Below are 21,544 nucleotides of genomic sequence, written 5' to 3'. Positions count from 1 at the left end.
TCCTTTAAAAATTAGGAACTAGAGAGTGGTTATTGGGCATGGGGCATGGGGCATTGGGCAGAGAAGATTGGGTGCAAAGGGGAAAGAATTGCAGCAACTTCCCCTCTGCTCCTCTGCTCCTCTACTCCTCTGCTCCTCTACTCCCGCAGCCGATAGTCCCTAATCCCTAGCCTTTATTCACTTGTTTATCGGCCTTCGTCTAGCTGCACCCTAGTAATTAGGGAGCGCTTAATTTCGACTACACGACCTTTTTGGTTTAAGTAAACTGCTGTTTCATCCCGGCGAATCAACTTACCAGTCCACTGTTGTTGTCCGTCGTAGGGTGGTGAAGTGGAGATGATAACAGGAAATCCTTTAAAAGAAATAAACTCCCTGTCAGTAACCAATTCCCGCGAAATACCAGGACTGGACACTTCCAAGACATAAGCATCTGGAAAGATTTCCGCAGCATCTAAGGAAGCTTCTAAGGCACGGCTCATCATCTCACAATCATTTAACCCAGTGTCTTGCTGAGGATTGCGAATGTCTACCCGTAACACTGGTGGACTTTGATTAGTGTGAAAAACCACGCCAACTAGTTCCAATCCCAGTTCTTCTGCTACTGGTGTCGCCAAATCAATAATTTGTGGTACTAAGGGATGAGCCATGAGAGAATTCAATAAAAAAAGTGGGCATCGACCCACTTCCTGCGATAGGTATATCTTCCAAGAAGTCTTGTGACGAACCAATACTAGTTCGCCCTAATTCGAGTTTAGCGTATTTATTGGATAGTCATTAATCATTGGGTGTTAGGAGTGCTGTACATGGATAGCGAGGCGTTTAGCCCGTGCTGAGTTAGGAGTTAGGAGTTTTGTTTATCTCCTTGTCCCCTTGTCCCTCCCCTCTCTGCTAGAGCAGTACCTTTATCCACTACTACTGGAACTGATACTTGTGTTCGTAGCTGCCTGGTTTGCTCGATAATTTGGTCTATATCTTCTTGAGATAAACGCTGGACATAGTTGAGTTTTATTTCCTCTAAGAAGTCAAAAAGTAAACTCTCAATTTCTGAGACTAAGTGTTTTTCCTTGATTTGCGCTCCCAAGGTTTCGCTGAAGCTTTGTACTAGTTGACTGGTGAGTTTTGCACCAACAGGATCTTCGACGGCACTAACTACAATTTTGTAAAGGTTTGTTGTGATTTGGGTGGCTAGTTGTTCGCTGAGCTGGGTTTGGGCTTGTCCTAAGCCTGGGAGATTCTGGAGGTTTTGGTAGAGGGGAACTTGATGGATGACGGTTTCGATATTGTGACGCAAAAGAGCTGCGATCGCTGGTTGGATTTCGGGTAGTACTTGGTAGACGATTGTTTTTAGCAAAAGAGCTGCGATCGCTTCAATTTCATTCACGTTATTAATATCTATGTAGGAGCGCACATTTTCTTGTTGCGACACCCAGCGGATTAAATCACCCCGCTTAATTGAACTTTGAACCTGGTTAATTACCCTGACTACGACAATTTCTGTCAGTTCTTCAGCAAAATTGGCAACGATTCCCTGATTAATTTGTCGGCGGACTGAATAGAAACTCAATAAATCTGCTTGATCGAGGCGAACTAATACAGGTAATATTCTTAACTCTCGCCAAAAAGGTAGTAGTAAAAATAGGTCGTACCAACGCCACAACAGTGATTCAAACCAGCTTAAACCAGGACGTTGGCGTTTGAGCAAGAAAGTACGCCCCAGTAATTCTAGGGCAAATAAAATCATAAACACTGAGTCAATAATCCAGAAATCATCGACAAATTCGCCACTTTCGCTAATTCGACGGTAGTAGTTAGTGGCAATTAAAGGGCGGATACTCTGGTTGAAAAAATTAATTTCTTTAGCCCAACCTTGTTGGGTTAAGTACGGCTGACTCCAAAAAGTAGCAAAAGATTGTTTTGCAGATTCTTTACTGATGCGATCGCGCATCCTATTTTTGATTTTTTCTAAGGTACCACTTTTATTCGCTCCCGCAAATGGGTTAGTGTCAATCATCTCGTTACTCAGACGACTTATTTCCTCTAACCTGGTTTTGACTTGAGCAGACTGTAACCCTGTTTGGCTGACTTGTTCTTGTAATTGGTCTAGTGTTTCTAGATACCTTTTCGTTTCTCGATGAGGTTGAATACCTTTGATGGGGTCATAAATATCGACAATTTGGGGAAGTTTTTGCAAGTACAAATCCCGCCACTGTACGTAACTTAAATTAAACAAAACTAAACCTAAATTTACTGTGGCAATAAATGCCATAATTCTCTCAAACCAAAGGCTACGCTGTTTAGGAATTTTTATGCTCTTCATTTTTTGTTTTATATTATACAAATTTTTCGGATTTTCAATATCATCTTTCTCAGAGATTGACTTCTTGCTCTTGACAACCAATTATCTCTGCTAATACAAGATACTTCTTTTGATAGATGACAAAAATAATTTTTTCTAAATCAGTTGATTTTGACAAAAAAAATTATAAATTATTCAAAAATCATTAAATAAGCGCGAAAAAAGTTATTAAAGAAACTTAAAATGCAGCTGTTAACGTTTATAATCCTGCTGATTTAATCCAAAGGAGTTTTAAATATGTGGTGTGGATTTGGAAAATCAAGCGCTACTTTTGCTGTTACCTGCCTGGTAACTGCTAGCATAGTAGTTGCAGATACAGGTTTTGCCGCCTCTCAACGTAGCTATACACCAGAGCAATTTCGTGCTGTGTTGCATGGATTGGGGTATAACGTCAAGGTAACAAATGCGCCTTTGACGGACGACGAAGCTAAAAAGGCAATTCGTGAATTTCAGACTGGTTATAAGCTAAAACCAGTTGATGGGATAGCCGGACCAAAAACCCAAGCTTTTGCTGCTAACATCATCAAAATTCTGCAAACAAATTTGAATGCAGTGGTGAAGCCCAATCCTGTCCTTCCCCGCGATCATTTTTTTGGTCCCCAGGTGGAAGCGGCAATAAAGGAATATCAGAAGAAAAATCAGTTGCAAGAAACCGGAATTGCTAATTTAGCACTCCGCCAAAAGCTGAATGAAGAAGCAAAGACACTCTTCACTCAGCCAACTGCGAAGCCATCACCTACACCAACAACTAAACCGACGGCTAAACCCACAACTAAACCGACGGCTAAACCCACAGCTAAACCAACGGCTAAACCAACGGCTAAACCCACAGCTAAACCAACGGCTACGCCAACGCCTACACCAAGCGCTACGCCAACCGAGACCCCAACGCCTACACCAAGCGCTACGCCAACAGAGACACCAACACCTACACCGACATCTACACCCTAGTCATTACGAAAAACTTTCTACCTCAAAGCTTTAAACCACGTCTATCTTGAAACCTGTAGTTCTTCTCTGATGAAAAAGATTTGCCCTCATCCCCCAACCCCTTCTCCCAGATATGGGATTCGGGGAGCTAGAATTTCAAAGTCCCTCTCCCAGATCTGGGAGAGGGATTTAGGGTGAGGGCGAAAACTACGGTTCTCAACTTAGATGAGCTTTAACTAATCTGATTTGGTTCTTCTAAGGGTCTGCCCTTAGGTACAGGTAGAATTGGACGACGGTCGTTGTAAGGCATAGGAATGTATTGAACGCTTGGTCGTCCTCCTTGTGACTGTGGATACAAATCCATGAGATCGTAAATAGAATGGGGCAGTCCGACTGTTACGGGCAGCCCCATTTCTGTTGCTTCTTCAATAGTGATGGGATAATCGTGGGTAACCCGCCCAGTTGTCAAAGCTTCAATAATCGATTCGATATTTTCTGGTTGAACCTTTTGTTTGGGTATATTGTCTTTTAGCAAAGTCCGTACAAACCGTTGTACCTGCTGAATTGCTTTCCGTGAGAGGTCGGCCATAATTAGGGTTTGGTCGTCAATCTCACTGATGGGCTTATCTTCAACTACTTTTAGGATACTAGCTGCTGGGTAGTTACCGAGTTGGGGATCGACTGGTCCTAAAACAGCATTAGCATCCATAACAATTTCATCAGAGGCGAGGGCAAGCATTGTACCCCCACTCATAGCGTAGTGGGGTACAAAGACTGTAACTTTTGCCTGGTGGCGAATTAATGCTCTAGCGATTTGTTCGGTAGCCAAAACCAAACCCCCAGGGGTGTGCAAAATTAGGTCAATGGGCACATCTGGGGGAGTGAGACGAATTGCTCGCAGTATCTGTTCTGAGTCTTCAATAGTAATGTAGCGAGATATGGGAATTCCCAGAAAGCTAATAGATTCTTGGCGGTGAATCAGCAAAATTACTCGGCTTTTGCGTTGCTGTTGGAATTCCTCTAAAGCACGTAAGCGTCGATATTCTATTTGACGTTTTTGCCAAAGGGGTTGCAAAGAAGTAAGAAGCAGAAAAATCCAGAATAAATCACCAATACCAAAGCCCATAAAATTATTTATCGTGCAAAAATAACTGTTACTGTCATTATTTTCACAGGTTTTTGGCGATCGCAGTTCTATCGAAAGACTAGAAGAGAAAGTGGGAGTGGGGGGACAAGTCAATTAAAAATTAAAAATTAAAAATTAAAAATTAAAACTCCAAACTCTTAACTTCTAACTCCAAACTCCTAACTCAGCACTCCTAATCCCCCATCCTCAAAATTACCCACGTCGCCAAATCTTGATAGTGTCATCATCACCGCTGCTGACTAGGGTTTGCCCATCAGGACTGAAGGCGACGCATCTAACATAGCTGGAATGCCCGGTAAGTGTGCTGATTTCTCTGCCACTCTGCAAATGCCACAGTTTGATAGTCTTGTCCCAACTGCCACTAACGAGAAATTGCCTGTCTCTGCTAAAGGCGACTGACCAAACTGAATCAGAATGACCTGTAAAAGTTTGGATTTCTTTGCCTGTATTTATATGCCAGAGTTTAATTGTGTTGTCACCACTACCACTAGCAAGGATTTCCCCATCGTGGCTGAAGGCAATACAGTTGACGAAGAACGAATGTCCTGTAAGTGTGCAAATGTTTCTACCTGTGTATGCTTGCCACAGTTTAATAGTGTAGTCATTACTACCACTAGCCACAAGCTGTCTATCTTGGCTGTTGGTGGTTGTAGCTGTTCTTGGAGAGTAGGCGACTGATGAAACTGAGTCAGAATGACCTGTAAAAGTTTGGATTTCTATACCAGTGTTTACCTGCCATAGTTTAATTGTGCAATCAGCACTGCCACTAGCCAAAAGCTTGCCATCTGGACTAAAGGCGACGGAATTTACCCAATTAGTATGACCGATGAGAGTACGAATTTCTTTGCCTGTGTTTATATCCCACAATTTGATTGTGTTATCCCAACTACCACTAGCCAATATTCCCCAGTTGATATCTGTAGTTTTAGTAGTTCTGCCTGACTCTCCTTGATAAGAAGAATTTGCGGAGATTGGGCAAAAAGCGACGGAATGAACCATATTGGAATGACCAGAAAACCAACGACCCATTTGACGCACTAGCTTACCAGTACCGACTTGCCAAAGTTTGATAGTCTTGTCATTGCTGCCACTAGCAATAAATTGCCCGTTTGGGCTAATGGCGATCGCATGAACCATACTAGAATGACCTTTAAGGGTCTGTATGCATTGCCAGTTCTCCCGCTCTAACATCACAGGCACAGGTGAAGGTGAGGGTTGTCTAGCCTTGCTCGCTGAAGACAATGCTATTGTTGCTACATCGTCTCCTGGTGACGAACCCAGTAAATTCAACCACTCCTGCACGGACTGGGGACGATAAGTTGACTCCAAATCCATGCCGCACATAATAGCTTGATTTACCCTGTTGCTGATGCTGGGATTAAAATATTGTGGCGGTTCTAAATTAATATTGTGACGGCGATCTTCTGCACTCGTTGGTACAACTGCGGTTAGTATATTATACAAGGTAGCAGCTAGGGCGTAGATATCAATGTATTCACCTCGTGGCGCTTCTAATTCATATTGTTCAGGTGGGGCAAAACCAGGAGTGCGATACACAGTATGCCTTTGAACTGCATTGGGAATAAATTCTCTAGAAATGCCAAAGTCTATCAGCATTGCCTCTGACTTCTCAATGCGAATCATGATGTTGCGCGGTTTAAGATCCCGATGCAAAAGTCCTTTTGAATGAATCAACGTCAAAGCGTCGCCAATTTGGCGGATATACAAGACCGCTTCTGCTTCTGGTAGAACTCCTGTGCGCTTTAAGCGCTGTCCTAAGTCTTCGCCTTCGATGTACTCCATCACCATACAAGGCAAATTTCCCTCATCAAAGACATTTTCTATCTTTACTATATGAGGATGGTGACACACAGCCAGCCGAACTGCTTCATCACGGAAGTCTTGCCGTAATTTATTTCGGTGGAGTATCCAAGCGGGGTGATTGAGAATTTCTTCTTTGAGTGTTTTAATCACTCGCAGTTGATTTTGCTGATTTATGGCAAGATAAGTAATGCCAATTCCACCTTCGCCTAGTTGGCTTTCAATAATGTAGCGCCCTCCGAATAAAGACTTTCCTGGATTCCACACCATTAGTAATATTTGACGATTGCTGGTATTTATTTTGGCACGGTATCAGAACAGCCAATACGAATTTCTGGGAATTGCATTGGAATTGCTGTTGTAGCTTTTGGTAATTTAGTTACTTAGAGAACATTTTATGCCTCAATAATTACTATTAATTAATAGTATCAAGTTGGAGATACCTTCATAGTTTTAGCTAAACTATGCATTTACACCAAAAGATGAAAGTTAATTGCTGATGGCTAAGAATCTATAATCCACAATCCAGAACTCAGAATTAAGAAGATTTTGAGACGGAAACTTAATAATTTGAATAAAATTAAGAAGCCACAGCACCTTTAATTTTCTAATCATTCTGAATTTTGATCCCTCACGCCTTTATCCTTACCGCTCATGCTAGAGTAAACGACGACTTTAGCCATATTTGCTTATAATTATTTGACTTGTAGGTAATCTAAAATTATGCTAAAGAATCTGAATCTGAAACAAAAGTTTACAATTCTCCTGCTGGTAATTTTGACATCTGGTCTGAGTTTAAGTGGATTAGCTCTTTCTTCCCTACTGAGAGAAAATGCTAAACAAGACATTAGTTCAACGGCTCTGATGCTGATGCAAACAATGAGTTCTGTCCGTAAATACACCAGTACTCAAGTAAATCCAGAGTTAACTGATAAATTAGCAACTGAGTTTTTGCCTCAAAGTGTACCTGCATACTCAGCACGCGAAGTATTTGAAATTTTGCGGAAAACAACAGACTATCGTGACTTCTTTTATAAAGAAGCAACTCTCAATCCCACTAATCTTCGGGATAAAGCAGACGGTTTTGAGACAGAAATTGTCGAAAAGTTTAGAAATCAATCAGGCTTGCAACAAGACAGTGGATTTCGCTCAATTCCTGGTGGAGATATCTTTTACATTGCTCGTCCGCTACCCATTTCTGAAGAAAGTTGCTTGAAGTGTCATAGCGTACCTGAAGCTGCACCTCAAAGTATGATTGCCCTTTATGGTACAGCTAATGGATTTGGTTGGAAACTGAATGAAATTGTTGGCGCTCAAATCATATCAGTACCGGCGAATGATGTGATCGGAAAAGCTAATCAATCTTCTTTGCTGATAATCTTAATTGTATCAACTATTTTTATAGCCACTATTTTGTTAGTTAACTTTTTCTTGAATCAACAAGTTGTTATTCCTCTCAAACGCATGACTCGTATAGCGGAAGAAGTGAGTACGGGACATATGGAAGTTGAATTTGAGCAGATATCTAATGATGAAATTGGTAATCTAGCTAGAGCTTTTAAACGGATGCAATTAAGTTTAGAAATGGCAATGAAACGAATCAAACGCACTCAGGGAGGTACAGGGGATTGAAGAAAAACAGAGAATTCAGAATTTATAACCGCCACTAGGAAACTTAACCACTAAATCCGCATATTTATCTAGTGGGGGATTTAAACACCTTTATTTCCAACGCTCGATAATATCAAGTTGGCATCATCACTTATTATTCAAAAATCTCCACTTCCCCGTGTCTCTGTATATCCATTTCAGTCCTAATGATAAGTCTATCTTCAAGCAAACTTGATATAACTCGCTACTGCTGCGCTATTCACCAGTCATACAGAATAGAAACAAGCTAATTATAGCGACTGAATCCTGAATCATTTATTTTTAAAATTATCCCTAAATTCAGTCGATGTCTAAATGTCTATGATAATAAGCTTTTTCTAAATTCAAAAGCTGCTTGAAAGTCAGGAATTTCTCTTGCTATCATTTCAACAAATTGGTCAGGTGAAATGTAAGGATTTTCAGCCAATATTTCTTCTGTAACCAGATTTGCCATTGGTCCGATGTGGTAAGCTAGCTGTTGCTGGCAGTGTTTGACAAATCCTGGATTGAGCGAAGGTTGTTGTTCAATTCGCTCATTTTGCGGACTCGCAAATGAACTAGGTGAACTAAAGATTGTCTCACTAGGTGGGTTGTATGACTGGGATATTGCCGACATGGCCTGATATGCGGGATTAAATACTGTGGGAGGTAAATCAGTGGTGATTGCAGGAAATATTGCTACTTCTGGTTCTACAAGATTCTCTAAATCTGTGATCACTTCTCTGGCTGTTTGGTATCGTTTGTTGGGTCTATCTGCTAACATACGATCGAGTATTTGAGCGAAGCGATCGCTAACATAAGCATAATAGCGCCAGTTCCATTCTAAAGAGTACTGATCCATTAATAAGGATGGATCTCGACCTGTGAGCAGTACAATAGCTGTTACTCCCAAAGCATAAAGATCGCTAGAGGGAGAACATAAACCCAAGCTAATCTGTTCGCGGGGAGCGTATCCTACTTTTCCTACTAGGGACATTTTCCCGACAAAGGTCACTTGGTGATTAGAACTTCTCCCCTCATTCACATCAGCTATTTGCTTACCGACACCGAAATCAATCAGCACTGGCAGTTCATTGCCATCGGGTAACATAATGTTGTCAGGAGAGATATCTCTATGAATAATATTATGCTCGTGGACATATTCTAATACAGGAAGCAGATTTTTTAGCCACTGTATAACTTCCTCTTCCGAAAAATTTCTTCCTTGACGTTGAAGTTCTCCCAGTAGCCGAGAATACGTTTTCCCATCAACATATTCTTGTACTAAGAACAGCCGGCCATCTCCTTCAAAGCAAGCCAAAAACTTAGGAATTTGAGAATGTTGCAGTTGGTGAAGAATTTTTGCTTCTCTTTTAAATAAGTTTCGATATTGTTCTAGTCCACTTTCTCCTGTGCCAATGGGTGCAAATTCTTTGAGGACACAAGCTTCATTAAAGCGACGAGTATCAAACGCCAAGTAAGTTCGTCCTAATCCTCCCTGTCCCAGAAGTTTTTGAATAATATAGCGGTTATCGATTAGAGTTCCAGCAGCTATTTCTGGTCTTGTCAAAGGGGACTGTGACATCATCATCGCACTCCTAGCGATTTTATTATTCATAGATTATTTAGTTTGCTGAAAGTAAGAAACTCTAGCAGATAAAGACTTATATCATCTCTAAAATAGAGATTAGCACCACTGTCAAAACTAGGAAATACACTTTTCTACAATCTTTTAATGGTCTTGTGTGACCAAATAGACAATTTTTACTTGAGTACTTTTTATACTACTCGTATTTAAATATTTATTTTAGCAGTCGGAATATAACCAGTGTCTGCGGTAATGTCTGCGAGTGTTTTCGGCATCACCATTTGGATTTGCTGTTTAACCTTACCTTACCCCTAGTAACCCAATTGCTACTAAAGTTGGGAACAGCTAGCATATAGCATCACATCATAGTTTTTTTGCAAAACTGAAGTTGCTATAAACTTCTAGAAGTAAATATTATATGTATTTCAAGTAGTGAATATGCGATCGCTCTCAAAAATTAACTTTTTTGCAATTGAAAATTGCTATTAGATGGCTACCTCAGTATCGGATATAGAAGCTTCAAGTACAGATAATTCCTTTAGAAAATTATGCTGCGTATCGAAGAATTTCGACCTCTATACTTTAATTAACTGGATTAACTGCTTCTTTTATGCATGGAAGAACTCGATTGTTAACATAAATTGATAAAACAATAATAAAAATATATCTATAGTTACAATAATTAATCTAAATCATCAGGATTCAGTCCTAATTGACGCAAACGTTCTGCCAGTTGTTCCGCTTTTCGTTTAGCTTCTTTAGCTTCTTGTTTAGCTTCTGTAGCTTCTTGTTCTGCAATCATAGCTCGTTCCGTTGCAGCAGCAGCTTCCTCTGTGGGTGCGGGAATTAATTCTCCTGTCAAGGTGAACCACCTCAACCACAACCTCTCAATATCTCGAAATGAACCCTGCCATAAGCCTAAACTTAAATCTATTTCTGGCATTAGTAAGCGTCCTTCAGTTAAATTTATCGGTTCATAGTGACCGCCGACTAACTGAAAAGCCCGAAGTTCATTAGTATAGCGACTAAAAACAACGTAGTAGGGAATCCGCAGAATTCGCTCATAAACTTCCCATTTGCTAGGAGGTTTATCTGCTGCACTTTCTCTTCTTGTGCCTAAATCTTCGTCTTCCGTACCTGGAGATAATAACTCAACAACCACGAAGGGATTTGCTGGTTCTTGCCAAGTTACATAGCTTAACCGTAAGTCTTGCCCTTTGTATAATTTTCCTACGCCTACCACACCAAACCAATCTGGGCGCTTATACCACAAAGGATGCTGTAAATCATAGTAGAGATTAAGGTCAGCCGCACTGTAAACTAGTTCGGGATTCCAGTTAATGGGCTGAAAAGTTAAGTATAAAAGTAAGGGTTGTAAAAAGTGAAAATCGTCTGGCAAACCTGGTTCCTCTGGGTTATCACTTGGTAAATCATACATCGTTGGTAGTGTTTCCCAAGGAGGAAGCGGCGGGTCAGATTGAGGGATGTAATGGGGAGAAGAAGTCATAATCAAAATTGGGTTTGATATTTTTCGGCTATTACTTTTATGGCTCTACTGTACTTATTATGCTAAATTCACAGCTTCTAAGAGGGAATAGGGAATAAGGAACTATGGCTCTACTGTACTTATTATGCTAAATTCACAGCTTCTAAGAGGGAATAGGGAATAAGGAACAGAAACGAATAGATGTGTACTGAGTTTTTTCACGCAATCAAATAGGATTGCTATAGAAGTAATAATGTTATTTCACAACTAGCCGCGAAGTGCTAGTGTACCGCTCTGCTAACGCCAAATTTTGAGATTACCTCTGCTACTATTATCTCTAAATGTTCGGCTTGCTTGAGTCAAATGCCACTGGACTCTAATGGTGAAACTTGCTCAAGGTTGGTAATTAGCGAGATATCACTTATTTAAAAGTATAAAAAATTTTTCTTAATTGCTGATAAATAACTATTACTGCCTAAATTACTTGGGGAATACTGAATTTAGTACCATTAAAGGTGTATGAAAAATGGCAGATAATAAAGTCAGTGCAAAACTTTCCTCCGCAGACAGGGAAGCCGTGATGCAAGCTATTACTACTATCCGCGAAAAGTTACCGTTCTTGATTGATTTGACAACGGAGGAGCGTAAAGCTTTACCGAAGCTGGGGGATAAGAGTCGGGCGTTTGTGAGTAAGGCGTTGGAAATCGGTACCCAAAACCCTGACTTCTTACCTCGTTCTTTTGATTTGAATGAAATGCGCCAAGATATCGAATTATTTGAAGCCCTGTATCCCATTTTGCTGTCGTTGACGCAACTGCAAGAACTGGTGGATGATACATCTGTGGCTGTTGGTAGCGAAGCTTATGCGGCGGGGTTGATGGTATATAACTATGCGAAAGTCAGTGGTAAAGGCGCGGGTTTAGAGTCAATGGTTGATGATTTAGGACGCAGATTTGCCCGGAAAGCTAAAAAAGTGCAACCACAAAGTTCATAAGTCGAGAAATTAACTCAACGCTTCTACCTAAAAACCTAAAATTTATAGCTCTGAGCTTGGGTATTTGAGTTTCAAATGAAAAACTCCGAGTTCAGAGCTTAAATTTTGCTGTTGTAAGTGAAAACGTTTTAGTTTTAAACGAGAATAGTGTCGTTTCAGGTGAGAATGTTCTGGTTTTAAACGAGAATAGTGTCGTTTTAGGTGAGAATGTTCTGGTTTTGAATGAGAACGTTTTGGTTTAAAGTTAAAGTATTTGTGTTTAGAACTGAAACGTTCAAGGTTAAAGAGTGATATTTACGGTAAGCTACGCTAACGCCTGAGATTGAAGATAGTCACGACAAAAAATTATCTAGCAGTTTCGTAATGCACTGAGTATCATACCAATTTTTTATGAAGCTGCATATAATTCGATCCCCCCTAGCCCCCCTTAAGAAGGGGGGAACCAGAAAAACATCTATTAAAGTCCCCCTTTTTAAGGGGGATTTAGGGGGATCAAGATATGTGCAACTTCACGTTAAATTGGTATCAGAGACTTTAATGTTTGAAAATAAGCGCTTAAGTAAACACTTTGATGCTTATCTTAAGTATTCTTGGATGATGAAAACTTGTTTGCTGGATTTGGGCTGGTTCTGCTTTTTGACACGAATGAGGCGATTTTGCAGTGTCATCGCCCAAGCAAGACTTTGCGACTTGATATCTTGCAGGTAGGCGTGAAGTGTTTGAGTTTGCCCTACATAGTCTTTATCAGTTTTGTAGATAATGATGTTGTTGTGAGAAATGCCGCTACTATGTAAAGCAATGAAGTCGTCACGGTTAAGAGTTATGAGAACTCGCTGGTTTTGTATGGCAAACGTGAGAACTTCCTCATCAGGGATACCTTGATTTGCTTGTCCTACTTCCTAGGAAGTGAGAACATCGTAGTCTAATTGGCGTAGTTCTCTGACTATATCCATTGGAAAATTCTCATTAGAGTAGAGTTTAACCATCATCATCCTCAACGAACGTGATGATTGCTCGATTTAATTGTTCGCGGTGCTGTTCGTAATAAGTCCAGGCAGCTGTTAAATCGTTATGGGTTAGGGTAGGGTAGTTTCGCAGTAACTCTTCCTCATCTGCTCCCTGTTGGCGAAAAGCAACCAGCGTCGACACAGGGATGCGCGTGTTGCGAATGCGTGGTTGTCCACCACAAATACCAACTGTCACTTGAATTGGCTGGTTGCTTAGTCGTTGTTGCAAAAAGATGCGTTCTTCTGGGGTGAGGGATTCGATGATTTGTACAAGTGAATCGACCAATCGCGTATTCATGGGCTAGTTTCTATTCATGGCACTGTATTGAAAGTGTTACTGTTTGAGATAGGTTTGAGATCGATACAGTTTATTTCCGGCGATAACCCAAGGATATTAAAGCTAATTGAGCGGCGATCGCACCCAAGCTGATAATTAGTGAAGTATCACCTATATAGCAATCCTAAATTATTGGTGAATAACAAGATCCCCGACTTGTTAAATAAGTCGGGGATTTGAGCCTCTCCGTTTTCGGACAATTTCTTTAGTAGCATCATCAATTATTGTGTTGAGCTACTAGCATCGCGTTGATATGGGTGAAAATTCTATCTAGTTCTCCAATTTCTTCAAGTGCGATCGCTTCTTCTGGAGTTAGTAAATCAGCTTTTTTGCGTTCTAAAAGTTCTTCCATCCGTGCTTGCAGTTCATCATTAAATTTGAATAGGTTAAATTTATCCAGCTTTTCTATTCTGATACTGCCAATTAAGGATGAAGGTCTAGCAATTACGGTTGTCATAGTCAGCGCGATACAATTTATGATATGTGTTTCTCTAAAGATATTGTATTAAGGAAAAATTCTATAAATATCTTTACGATGTGCGACTCTTAGCTATGTTGTACCTTGGATCGTAAGTAATTTTCATTGTCAGGCTGTTGTTTTTTCAACATTTGTCATGTTTTCACTAGTAACTGACAAACCTATTCCTTCAATAATTACTTGGCGGAGAGTTTCTTGTCCGCCAAATCGTTTGACAGCATCTAATATCTCGATACCAGCTAATTGTCCTTCTGCATCATAATCGGCGGCGATTCCTTCAGCTAAATGTTGCGTTGTTACAGTGGTTTCGCGGAAAGTGATACTGAGAGCATCAACTTCGGCATCATAGCTAATTTTCATAGGAATATCTCTGTTTAAAAGTAATAAGTGTAAACGGTTATAACTACAATTTCTGTGGCTTTTTCCATGAATATCGGGCGGATTCGTTTTGTAGCATAAACCTTACCATTCCATTCTTGACCGAAGGTAAAGTCTTTGTGGCATTGTAAACGATTTTCTTCAGCTTCTTCCCAGGAACTACTGCGGATGCTTTCTTCTACTTCAGCTATTGTGAAACCGCGTTTTGTCACATAACCCAAAGCGTGTTGGGAAAATCTGATGGGCTTTACTCCTGTATTATCTCCTCTTGGACGGTCTACCATTTCTTTGAAGATGATATTTTGACGCTGTTATTCTACAATTAACTGCGATCGCCATATTTTGATATTTCCGCTATTATCACCAGCAGCAAGCCAAGCTTCATTAGGGCTAAACGCGACGGACAAAACATTATTAAAATGAGTAAAGCTGTGAATTTCTCTGCCTGTTTGCACATTCCACAGTTTGATAGTGTTGTCCCAACTACCACTAGCCAGCATTTGCCCATCACTACTGATGGCAACAGAATTAACCCATAGGGAATGACCACTCAGGGTGCGAATTTCTCTGCCTGTTTGCACGTTCCACAGTTTGATAGTGTTGTCCCAACTACCACTAGCCAGCATTTGCCCATCACTACTAATGGCAACAGAATTAACAAAGTAAGAATGACCACTCAGGGTGCGAATTTCTTTGCCTGTTTGCACGTTCCACAGTTTGATAGTGTTGTCCCAACTACCGCTAGCCAGCATTTGCCCATCACTACTAATGGCAACAGATTTAACCCATAGAGAATGACCACTCAGGGTACGAATTTCTTTACCTGTTTGCACATTCCACAGTTTGATAGTGTTGTCCGAACTACCACTAGCCAGCATGTGCCCATCACTACTGATGGCAACAGAATTAACCCCGTCGGAATGACCACTCAGGGTGCAAATTTCTTTACCTGTTTGCACATTCCACAGTTTGATAGTATTGTCCGAACTACCACTAGCCAGCATTTGCCCATCACTACTAATAGCAACAGAATTAACCGAGTGGGAATGACCACTCAGGGTGCGAATTTCTTTTCCTGTTTGCACATTCCACAGTTTGATGGTATTGTCCCAACTACCACTAACCAGGATTTGCCCATCACTACTAATGGCAACAGAATTAACAGACCCGGAATGAGCATAACCACTCAAGGTGCAAATTTCTCTGCCTGTTTGCACATTCCACAGTTTGACCCAACTACCACTAGCCAGCATTTGCCCATCACTACTGATGGCGACAGAATTAACCCAGTGGGAACGACCACTTAGGGTGCGAATTTCTCTAACTTTTATCTTTTGTAGCCAGTGTTTTGATAGTCCCCACAGTTTGATAGTGTTGTCCGAACTACCACTAGCCAGCATTTGCCCATCACTACTGATGGCGACAGAATTAACCCCGTCGGAATGACCACTCAGGGTGCAAATTTCTTTGCCTGTTTGCACATTCCACAGTTTGATAGTGTTGTCCGAACTACCACTAGCCAGCATTTGCCCATCACTATTGATGGCAACAGAATTAACCGAGTGGGAATGACCACTCAGGGTGCGAATTTCTTTTCCTGTTTGCACATTCCACAGTTTGATAGTGTTGTCCGAACTACCACTAGCCAGCATTTGCCCATCACTATTGATGGCAACAGAATTAACCGAGTGGGAATGACCACTCAGGGTGCGAATTTCTTTTCCTGTTTGCACATTCCACAGTTTGATAGTGTTGTCCGAACTACCACTAGCCAGCATTTGCCCATCACTATTGATGGCAACAGAATTAACCGAGTGGGAATGACCACTCAGGGTGCGAATTTCTCTGCCTGTTTGCACGTTCCACAGTTTGATAGTGTTGTCCCAACTACCGCTAGCCAGCATTTGCCCATCACTACTAATGGCAACAGATTTAACCCAGTCGGAATGACCACTCAGGGTGCGGAGAAGTTGACCTGTAGTTGATGAAAACAAATGAATAACTGAATTTTTTGCCACAGATGCTACGATATCTCCTTTGCGGCTAAGACCAATTACTTTAGAAATACTTGCTATGATGTGGACGCATTCCCAAGATGGGGGTATGTAAGGAGAAGGTATTACTGGTTGTGCTAATGGTATGGGACTTGCACCCAACAAATCCAATAAATCCTGCACCGACTGGGGACGAAACTTGTAATTTAACGCCATCCCCTTCATAATTGCGTCATTCACCCGATCGCTAACACTGCTATTCAAATCTTTTGGCGATCGCATGGTAAAATTTTGCAGTCTAGCTGGTGCTGGCATTGGCAACTGTCCAGTCAGCAAAGAATACAGCGTCGCAGCTAAGGCGTAAACATCAATATATTCCCCCCGTTCGGCATCGGGGACATACTGCTCAGGTGGAGCATAACCAGGGGTAAGATTCTCTGTATGCTGTAAAACTCCACCGGGAATAAATTGTCTGGCAATACCAAAGTCAATTAGCACTGCTTCTTGTTTACCCGCACGCATCATGATGTTACTCGACTTTAAATCCCTATGCAGTAAGCCTTTTTCGTGAACTAAAGTTAAAGCGTCGCCAATTTGCTGAATATATTGCAGTGCTTCCGCTTCCGGTAACGCCCCTTTTTCAGTTATTCGCTTCCCCAAATCTTCGCCTTCGATGTACTCCATCGCCATACATGGCAAATTACCTTCATCAAAGACATTTTCTACCTGCACAATATGAGGATGGCGACATAAAGCCAGTCGCAAAGCTTCATCTCGAAAGTCGTGCCGTAATTTATCTTGCTTGTTTATCCAGGCGGGATGATTCAGGATTTGTTCTCTGAGGGTTTTGATGACTCGCAACTCACCGCGTCGATTTTTAGCGAGATAGGTAATACCAACTCCACCCTCGCCTAATTTTCTCTCGATGATGTAGCGATCGCCGAATAACTGCTGCCCTGGATTCCACGCCATTAGTCAAGACCGTAGTTTTACTGATATTTATTTTGGCACACCATAGATATCGCCATTTGGCAAAGGAGATTTAAGGCGATTCTGATGCAGCTTACAATAAGCAGTGTATTCAATCGTAATCAACCTATGGCGATCGCAGTAGTTAAACCATCATCCTGGCTAGAGAATGGTATTCAACTCGAAAAAGTTAGTAATATTAACCTATTTAAAATTACAGATGAATTGTCAGATCGGATGCAAGAACTTGTTGATAAGAAAACAGCTAATTCTCAGACACCAGAAGAAGAGGCTGAACTCGAAGCTATTGGGGAATTAGTGATAATTGTTACCTACATCAATGGGATGATTGCTAATGAAGCGCAAGAATCCAACGAGACAGAAAACAGGGATATGGGAATAGACAAAAATTAATCCAATAATCCTATCTGATTTGTGAAAATTTGCATTGTACAGATCCCCGACTTTTTTGAAAAGTCGGGGATCTAAAAACTATTGCATCAGAATTTGCCGAATTAAAATACTCATTACCTCATCTGGGTTGCCGGTTGGTACTAGTGGACTCCATTCCCCTACGCTGGCGTAGCCAATTACCTGTAAGTAGTGAATTGTACTGGTAACGGCTTTGGTTGAACCAATCAATAGATGCTTAACCGGTTTTCTTTGAGGAAGTGGCTTTTGAATTGGTTGATTGACGCTGGGTGTATCTAAATATTCACCTAAGAACTGTTCTAACTTTGACTGGGCGGAATCTTCTGGTTGTGCCATGATTGTATTTATCTCCTGATAAGGGGGACAGATAAGGGCGATCGCATTCATCTTTTGCGGGATTGGGCGATCGCCTTTATCATGTCTTTATATTAAGGTATAAAATTATACTTGTCAACTAAAAACTTGAAAATTATTAATCATAATTTTCAAGTTTTAACGGGTATAAATTAGCCTTAGCTTTGGTAATATTAGCAATACTAATTAACAAAAGCACTGTCAACTTTTGGCTTTAATTAGTATTATTTAAAATTTCATATTTATAAAAAAAATGCTAGATTTAGCAAATTTTCCGCTAATCTAGCAAACCTAAATTATTTACAGGAAATCTAATCTTCTGGCTCAATTCCCGCCGCCCGCAATTGTGCTGCTAGTCGTTCAGCACGTTGGCGTTCTTGTTCAGCGCGTTGGCGTTCTTGTTCGGCGCGTTCGTGTTCCTGTTGGGCTAACTCAGAACCCCAAGGCAAAAGGTTTCCTTGTTCATCCCACCACCGTAACCACTTTCCGGCGCGATTTTCACGAGTACCTTGGGATACTCCAAGGTAAAGATTCATCTCGGCTATCCAGTAGCGTTGATTTTCATCAGGCTCTTGCAAAATGTACTGTTCTGTAGTTAAGCGATACATCTCTAAACTGCCGCTATCTGGTTCAAAGATGATGTAGTTTGGTACTTTTAAAATGCGCTCGTAGAAAAACCATTTTCCTGGGGGATATGTGGCTTTGATAGAATATTCTGTCTCCTGTGTATCGGAAACAAATTCCATCACAATTACGGGAATGTCACCCTGTAATTGAGGTGTGTAACTGCGTGTTACTTCTTCTCTACTAACATTAATTTTGGCAATGAAAGCCCAATCAGGGGCTTTAATGACCATTTTGTTGTTTAGAGTGGCACAAATGCCGTAATTAGTTGTTGTTAAAGTGTTAGCTGAAATTTTTCCGGCTAATTGTAGGCTTTCTGTGAGTGCAGCGGCTAAGGCTGGTTGGTTGATGTTGTCCACTGGATCATCTGGGAGTTTGTAATCATCGGGTAGTTTTTCCCAAGTGATTTGGTAGTCTTGGGTGAGGGTTGTCATGATGGGTTTTCCTTTAGGATTGGGCATTGGGCACTTGTACTGAGCGAAGTCGAAGTATTGGGCATGGGGCATTGGGCATTGGTTATTAATTCTTCTCCCTCATCTTCCCAGTCCCCAATATTTACTCTTCTTCATCGGGTTCTAAATCGTCGGCTGTCAATTCCTGATGCGGGATGGCGGCGATAATTGCATCTATGACTTTTGATACTGGTAATATTTCAATATTTAAGTCGGGGAATTTTGTCCCTTTGGGCACGATCGCTCTTTTAAATCCCAACTTAGCTGCTTCTTTCAACCGCAGTTCCATTTGGGAAACCGATCGCACTTGTCCACCTAACCCAACTTCACCGATTAATACTGTGCCGGGATCGACGATGCGATCGCGAAAACTGGCTACAATGGCGATCGCTATTCCTAAATCTACTGCTGGTTCTTCTACATTCAACCCACCCGCAGAAGCAACGTAGGAATCTAATTTGGACATCGGAATTCCCACGCGTTTTTCTAAGACGGCGAGAATTTGCACTAGGCGGTTGTAATCTACGCCAGTTCCAGCACGTCGAGGGGAAGGGTAGCTGGTAGGACTTACTAAAGCTTGCAATTCCACAACGATGGGGCGGGTGCCTTCGCAAGCAACTACAATGGCAGTACCTGGCGCGGGATCGTCACGGTTACCTAAAAATAGCTCTGAGGGATTGGAGACTTCCCGCAATCCATCCGTCACCATTTCAAAGATGCCGATTTCGTGGGTTGCGCCGAAGCGGTTTTTGACTGTGCGTAATAACCGATGGGAGGCAAAGCGATCGCCTTCAAAATACAACACTGTATCAACTAAATGTTCTAAGACTTTCGGCCCGGCGATCGCTCCTTCTTTGGTCACGTGTCCGACAATCAGCATGGTGACATCTTCATGCTTCGCTACCTTCATCAATGCTGCGGTACATTCCCGTACCTGAGCCACCGAACCTGGTGCAGAAGTCAGCGCCGGAAAAAACACCGTTTGGATACTATCTATTACTGCCACATTTGGCTTGAGAGAGTCTATTTCTCGTAAAATTTCTTCTAAATCTGTTTCTGGCAGTACATATAAATCTGCACCGATACTATCAGGGTCTATAGGAAGCGTACTATCTACTACTACCGTTACCTTCTCTTCATTAACCACACTTAAGGGTTTTGATACTCCCAAACGAGAAGCTCGTAATTTTACCTGCTGTCCCGATTCTTCACCAGTTACATAAAGGATGCGATATTTCTGCGCTAATTGATTTGATACTTGCAGTAATAGAGTAGATTTACCAATACCCGGATCGCCACCAATCAGCACCATAGAACCAGGGACAACCCCACCCCCAAGCACCCGATCCAATTCTCCATAACCAGATTCCCAGCGAGCAATTTGGCGATCGGTAATTTGATCAAATGTTAAAGAGGCTCGTGCTTTAGCTGGTTTAGAGTGAGATTTGCCATTCCCTTGAGTTGATTGCCAACCACTTACTCCCCCTCTCGTGGGTACATCTACTGATGATTGAATAGAAATTTGTTCTTCTAGAGAGTTGTAAGTGCCGCAAGCTGGACATTTCCCAAACCATTGAGGCGATTCTGCCCCACAATCGTTACAAACGTAGAAGGTTTTTGGCTTTGCCATTTTTAAATCTTATTAAATAATCTTAATATTTGCTTAATTCTTGGATAAAACTAAAATCCAATAATAGTAGTAGTTAGAGCTTTTTCCAAATGAATTCATGGAATGATATCTTAATATTATGGTATTAAAAATTAATCATGTAAATTTTTACTGAAGGAGCCTCGATCAACTTGGAAAGTCATAAAGAAAAAATCTTGGTAGTAGATGATGAAGCGAGTATTCGCCGGATTTTGGAAACGCGCCTTTCGATGATTGGCTACGATGTAGTGACAGCTGGTGATGGGGAAGAGGCTTTGGAAACTTTTCGCAAGGCTGAGCCAGATTTAGTAGTTTTAGATGTGATGATGCCAAAGCTAGATGGCTATGGTGTTTGTCAAGAATTACGAAAGGAATCAGATGTCCCTATTATTATGCTAACAGCCTTAGGTGATGTAGCCGATCGCATTACTGGGTTAGAATTGGGTGCTGACGACTACGTAGTTAAACCATTTTCCCCCAAAGAGCTAGAAGCCCGGATTCGTTCGGTGCTGCGGCGAGTAGACAAAACCAGTGCTTCTGGCATTCCTAGTTCTGGGGTGATTCATGTCGCTAACATTAGGATTGATACAAATAAGCGACAAGTCTACAAAGGCGATGAGCGCATTAGATTGACAGGTATGGAGTTTAGCTTATTAGAGTTGTTAGTCAGTCGCTCTGGAGAAGCTTTTTCTCGTTCAGAAATTTTACAGGAAGTATGGGGTTACACGCCAGAACGGCATGTGGATACCCGTGTAGTAGACGTGCATATATCTCGTTTACGGGCAAAGTTAGAAGACGATCCCAGCAACCCAGAATTGATATTGACAGCGCGAGGTACTGGTTATCTTTTCCAGCGAATTATTGAACCAGGGGAGGAGTGAGGAGATGAGAGAGCAGGGGGAAAGATGGTAGGGGAAGCA

Annotated in this window: 20 protein-coding genes; 5 read left to right on the top strand and 15 right to left on the bottom strand. The window is 41.4% G+C overall.

The features are described 5' to 3' along the window. Window positions 1-185: 185 nt before the first annotated feature. Both rimP and ACFG4S_RS17155 read right to left on the bottom strand, forming a co-directional pair. The gene (gene rimP / locus ACFG4S_RS17160) at window positions 186-647 is read right to left on the bottom strand and encodes a ribosome maturation factor RimP (protein ID WP_392530277.1); all 462 of its coding nucleotides are present in this window, start codon (window positions 645-647) and stop codon (window positions 186-188) included. 194 nt (window positions 648-841) lie between these two features. Next, window positions 842-2,317, bottom strand: coding sequence for a hypothetical protein (locus ACFG4S_RS17155; protein WP_392530276.1), 1,476 nt, complete (start codon window positions 2,315-2,317; stop codon window positions 842-844). Window positions 2,318-2,593: 276 nt separating this feature from the next. Between ACFG4S_RS17155 and ACFG4S_RS17150 the strand changes: the two genes are divergently transcribed. Then, the gene (locus tag ACFG4S_RS17150) at window positions 2,594-3,307 is read left to right on the top strand and encodes a peptidoglycan-binding protein (protein ID WP_392530275.1); all 714 of its coding nucleotides are present in this window, start codon (window positions 2,594-2,596) and stop codon (window positions 3,305-3,307) included. Between the two features lie 211 nt (window positions 3,308-3,518). Here the strand turns inward: ACFG4S_RS17150 and ACFG4S_RS17145 are convergent, their stop codons facing one another. Together ACFG4S_RS17145 and ACFG4S_RS17140 are read right to left on the bottom strand one after the other, a co-directional pair. Then, a complete protein-coding gene (locus tag ACFG4S_RS17145; protein ID WP_392536011.1) occupies window positions 3,519-4,412 on the bottom strand; it encodes a hypothetical protein in 894 nt (297 codons plus the stop codon). A 213-nt stretch (window positions 4,413-4,625) separates the two neighbouring features. Then, entirely contained in the window at window positions 4,626-6,524 is a 1,899-nt protein-coding gene (locus ACFG4S_RS17140; RefSeq protein ID WP_392530274.1) for a protein kinase, read from the bottom strand. Window positions 6,525-6,977: 453 nt separating this feature from the next. On the opposite strand from ACFG4S_RS17140, the gene ACFG4S_RS17135 reads away from it, so the two are divergent. Next, window positions 6,978-7,886 carry a DUF3365 domain-containing protein gene (locus ACFG4S_RS17135; RefSeq protein ID WP_392530273.1) on the top strand — a complete coding sequence of 303 codons (909 nt, stop codon included), beginning with the start codon at window positions 6,978-6,980 and terminating at the stop codon, window positions 7,884-7,886. A gap of 337 nt (window positions 7,887-8,223) precedes the next feature. Here the strand turns inward: ACFG4S_RS17135 and ACFG4S_RS17130 are convergent, their stop codons facing one another. Both ACFG4S_RS17130 and ACFG4S_RS17125 read right to left on the bottom strand, forming a co-directional pair. Continuing rightward, window positions 8,224-9,468, bottom strand: a complete 1,245-nt coding sequence (locus ACFG4S_RS17130; protein WP_392536010.1) for a protein kinase — start codon at window positions 9,466-9,468, stop codon at window positions 8,224-8,226. Between the two features lie 685 nt (window positions 9,469-10,153). Beyond that, window positions 10,154-10,978 (bottom strand): Uma2 family endonuclease, encoded by an 825-nt coding sequence (locus tag ACFG4S_RS17125; RefSeq protein WP_392530272.1) that lies wholly within the window; start codon window positions 10,976-10,978, stop codon window positions 10,154-10,156. A 505-nt stretch (window positions 10,979-11,483) separates the two neighbouring features. On the opposite strand from ACFG4S_RS17125, the gene ACFG4S_RS17120 reads away from it, so the two are divergent. After that, window positions 11,484-11,951 (top strand): hypothetical protein, encoded by a 468-nt coding sequence (locus ACFG4S_RS17120; RefSeq protein WP_392530271.1) that lies wholly within the window; start codon window positions 11,484-11,486, stop codon window positions 11,949-11,951. 575 nt (window positions 11,952-12,526) lie between these two features. Here ACFG4S_RS17120 and ACFG4S_RS17115 read toward each other — a convergent pair. From ACFG4S_RS17115 to ACFG4S_RS17090, 6 genes are all read right to left on the bottom strand, one after another. Next, window positions 12,527-12,775 carry a hypothetical protein gene (locus ACFG4S_RS17115; protein WP_392536009.1) on the bottom strand — a complete coding sequence of 83 codons (249 nt, stop codon included), beginning with the start codon at window positions 12,773-12,775 and terminating at the stop codon, window positions 12,527-12,529. A gap of 154 nt (window positions 12,776-12,929) precedes the next feature. Beyond that, the gene (locus ACFG4S_RS17110) at window positions 12,930-13,256 is read right to left on the bottom strand and encodes a DUF433 domain-containing protein (protein WP_392530270.1); all 327 of its coding nucleotides are present in this window, start codon (window positions 13,254-13,256) and stop codon (window positions 12,930-12,932) included. A gap of 256 nt (window positions 13,257-13,512) precedes the next feature. Beyond that, window positions 13,513-13,752 carry a hypothetical protein gene (locus ACFG4S_RS17105; protein ID WP_392530269.1) on the bottom strand — a complete coding sequence of 80 codons (240 nt, stop codon included), beginning with the start codon at window positions 13,750-13,752 and terminating at the stop codon, window positions 13,513-13,515. Between the two features lie 129 nt (window positions 13,753-13,881). Beyond that, the gene (locus tag ACFG4S_RS17100) at window positions 13,882-14,133 is read right to left on the bottom strand and encodes a DUF2283 domain-containing protein (protein ID WP_335055501.1); all 252 of its coding nucleotides are present in this window, start codon (window positions 14,131-14,133) and stop codon (window positions 13,882-13,884) included. A gap of 14 nt (window positions 14,134-14,147) precedes the next feature. Then, on the bottom strand, window positions 14,148-14,435 hold the full coding sequence (locus ACFG4S_RS17095; protein WP_392530268.1) for a DUF4258 domain-containing protein: 288 nt from the start codon (window positions 14,433-14,435) through the stop codon (window positions 14,148-14,150). Window positions 14,436-14,462: 27 nt separating this feature from the next. Next, a complete protein-coding gene (locus tag ACFG4S_RS17090) occupies window positions 14,463-17,117 on the bottom strand; it encodes a protein kinase (protein ID WP_392530267.1) in 2,655 nt (884 codons plus the stop codon). Window positions 17,118-17,201: 84 nt separating this feature from the next. On the opposite strand from ACFG4S_RS17090, the gene ACFG4S_RS17085 reads away from it, so the two are divergent. Further along, on the top strand, window positions 17,202-17,528 hold the full coding sequence (locus ACFG4S_RS17085) for a hypothetical protein (RefSeq protein ID WP_392530266.1): 327 nt from the start codon (window positions 17,202-17,204) through the stop codon (window positions 17,526-17,528). A 78-nt stretch (window positions 17,529-17,606) separates the two neighbouring features. On the opposite strand, the gene ACFG4S_RS17080 is transcribed toward ACFG4S_RS17085, so the two are convergent. The 3 genes from ACFG4S_RS17080 to radA form a co-directional block, all read right to left on the bottom strand. Further along, window positions 17,607-17,882, bottom strand: a complete 276-nt coding sequence (locus tag ACFG4S_RS17080; protein WP_392530265.1) for a hypothetical protein — start codon at window positions 17,880-17,882, stop codon at window positions 17,607-17,609. Window positions 17,883-18,211: 329 nt separating this feature from the next. Beyond that, window positions 18,212-18,958 carry a Uma2 family endonuclease gene (locus tag ACFG4S_RS17075; protein ID WP_392536008.1) on the bottom strand — a complete coding sequence of 249 codons (747 nt, stop codon included), beginning with the start codon at window positions 18,956-18,958 and terminating at the stop codon, window positions 18,212-18,214. A 121-nt stretch (window positions 18,959-19,079) separates the two neighbouring features. Further along, window positions 19,080-20,606: a DNA repair protein RadA gene (radA, locus tag ACFG4S_RS17070; protein ID WP_392530264.1), complete on the bottom strand. Its 1,527-nt coding sequence runs from the start codon at window positions 20,604-20,606 to the stop codon at window positions 19,080-19,082. Window positions 20,607-20,776: 170 nt separating this feature from the next. On the opposite strand from radA, the gene rpaB reads away from it, so the two are divergent. Next, on the top strand, window positions 20,777-21,505 hold the full coding sequence (gene rpaB / locus ACFG4S_RS17065; protein ID WP_392530263.1) for a response regulator transcription factor RpaB: 729 nt from the start codon (window positions 20,777-20,779) through the stop codon (window positions 21,503-21,505). The last annotated feature ends 39 nt before the right edge of the window (window positions 21,506-21,544 follow it).

It is taken from the genome of Nostoc sp. C117, assembly GCF_043099735.1.
Lineage (GTDB): Bacteria > Cyanobacteriota > Cyanobacteriia > Cyanobacteriales > Nostocaceae > Nostoc.
This window is presented reverse-complemented; position numbering and strand designations above follow the sequence as displayed.

Bases quoted from the DNA above. Each gene is read 5' to 3' on its own strand.
- ACFG4S_RS17130 (WP_392536010.1), bottom strand. From the start codon at position 9,468: ATGTCACAGTCCCCTTTGACAAGACCAGAAATAGCTGCTGGAACTCTA.
- ACFG4S_RS17105 (WP_392530269.1), bottom strand. From the start codon at position 13,752: ATGACAACCGTAATTGCTAGACCTTCATCCTTAATTGGCAGTATCAGA.
- ACFG4S_RS17075 (WP_392536008.1), bottom strand. From the start codon at position 18,958: ATGACAACCCTCACCCAAGACTACCAAATCACTTGGGAAAAACTACCC.
- ACFG4S_RS17135 (WP_392530273.1), top strand. From the start codon at position 6,978: ATGCTAAAGAATCTGAATCTGAAACAAAAGTTTACAATTCTCCTGCTG.
- ACFG4S_RS17080 (WP_392530265.1), bottom strand. From the start codon at position 17,882: ATGGCACAACCAGAAGATTCCGCCCAGTCAAAGTTAGAACAGTTCTTA.
- rimP (WP_392530277.1), bottom strand. From the start codon at position 647: ATGGCTCATCCCTTAGTACCACAAATTATTGATTTGGCGACACCAGTA.
- ACFG4S_RS17145 (WP_392536011.1), bottom strand. From the start codon at position 4,412: ATGGGCTTTGGTATTGGTGATTTATTCTGGATTTTTCTGCTTCTTACT.
- ACFG4S_RS17100 (WP_335055501.1), bottom strand. From the start codon at position 14,133: ATGAAAATTAGCTATGATGCCGAAGTTGATGCTCTCAGTATCACTTTC.
- ACFG4S_RS17155 (WP_392530276.1), bottom strand. From the start codon at position 2,317: ATGAAGAGCATAAAAATTCCTAAACAGCGTAGCCTTTGGTTTGAGAGA.
- ACFG4S_RS17150 (WP_392530275.1), top strand. From the start codon at position 2,594: ATGTGGTGTGGATTTGGAAAATCAAGCGCTACTTTTGCTGTTACCTGC.
- ACFG4S_RS17085 (WP_392530266.1), top strand. From the start codon at position 17,202: ATGCAGCTTACAATAAGCAGTGTATTCAATCGTAATCAACCTATGGCG.
- radA (WP_392530264.1), bottom strand. From the start codon at position 20,606: ATGGCAAAGCCAAAAACCTTCTACGTTTGTAACGATTGTGGGGCAGAA.
- ACFG4S_RS17090 (WP_392530267.1), bottom strand. From the start codon at position 17,117: ATGGCGTGGAATCCAGGGCAGCAGTTATTCGGCGATCGCTACATCATC.
- ACFG4S_RS17125 (WP_392530272.1), bottom strand. From the start codon at position 10,978: ATGACTTCTTCTCCCCATTACATCCCTCAATCTGACCCGCCGCTTCCT.
- ACFG4S_RS17120 (WP_392530271.1), top strand. From the start codon at position 11,484: ATGGCAGATAATAAAGTCAGTGCAAAACTTTCCTCCGCAGACAGGGAA.
- ACFG4S_RS17110 (WP_392530270.1), bottom strand. From the start codon at position 13,256: ATGAATACGCGATTGGTCGATTCACTTGTACAAATCATCGAATCCCTC.
- ACFG4S_RS17140 (WP_392530274.1), bottom strand. From the start codon at position 6,524: ATGGTGTGGAATCCAGGAAAGTCTTTATTCGGAGGGCGCTACATTATT.
- ACFG4S_RS17095 (WP_392530268.1), bottom strand. From the start codon at position 14,435: ATGGTAGACCGTCCAAGAGGAGATAATACAGGAGTAAAGCCCATCAGA.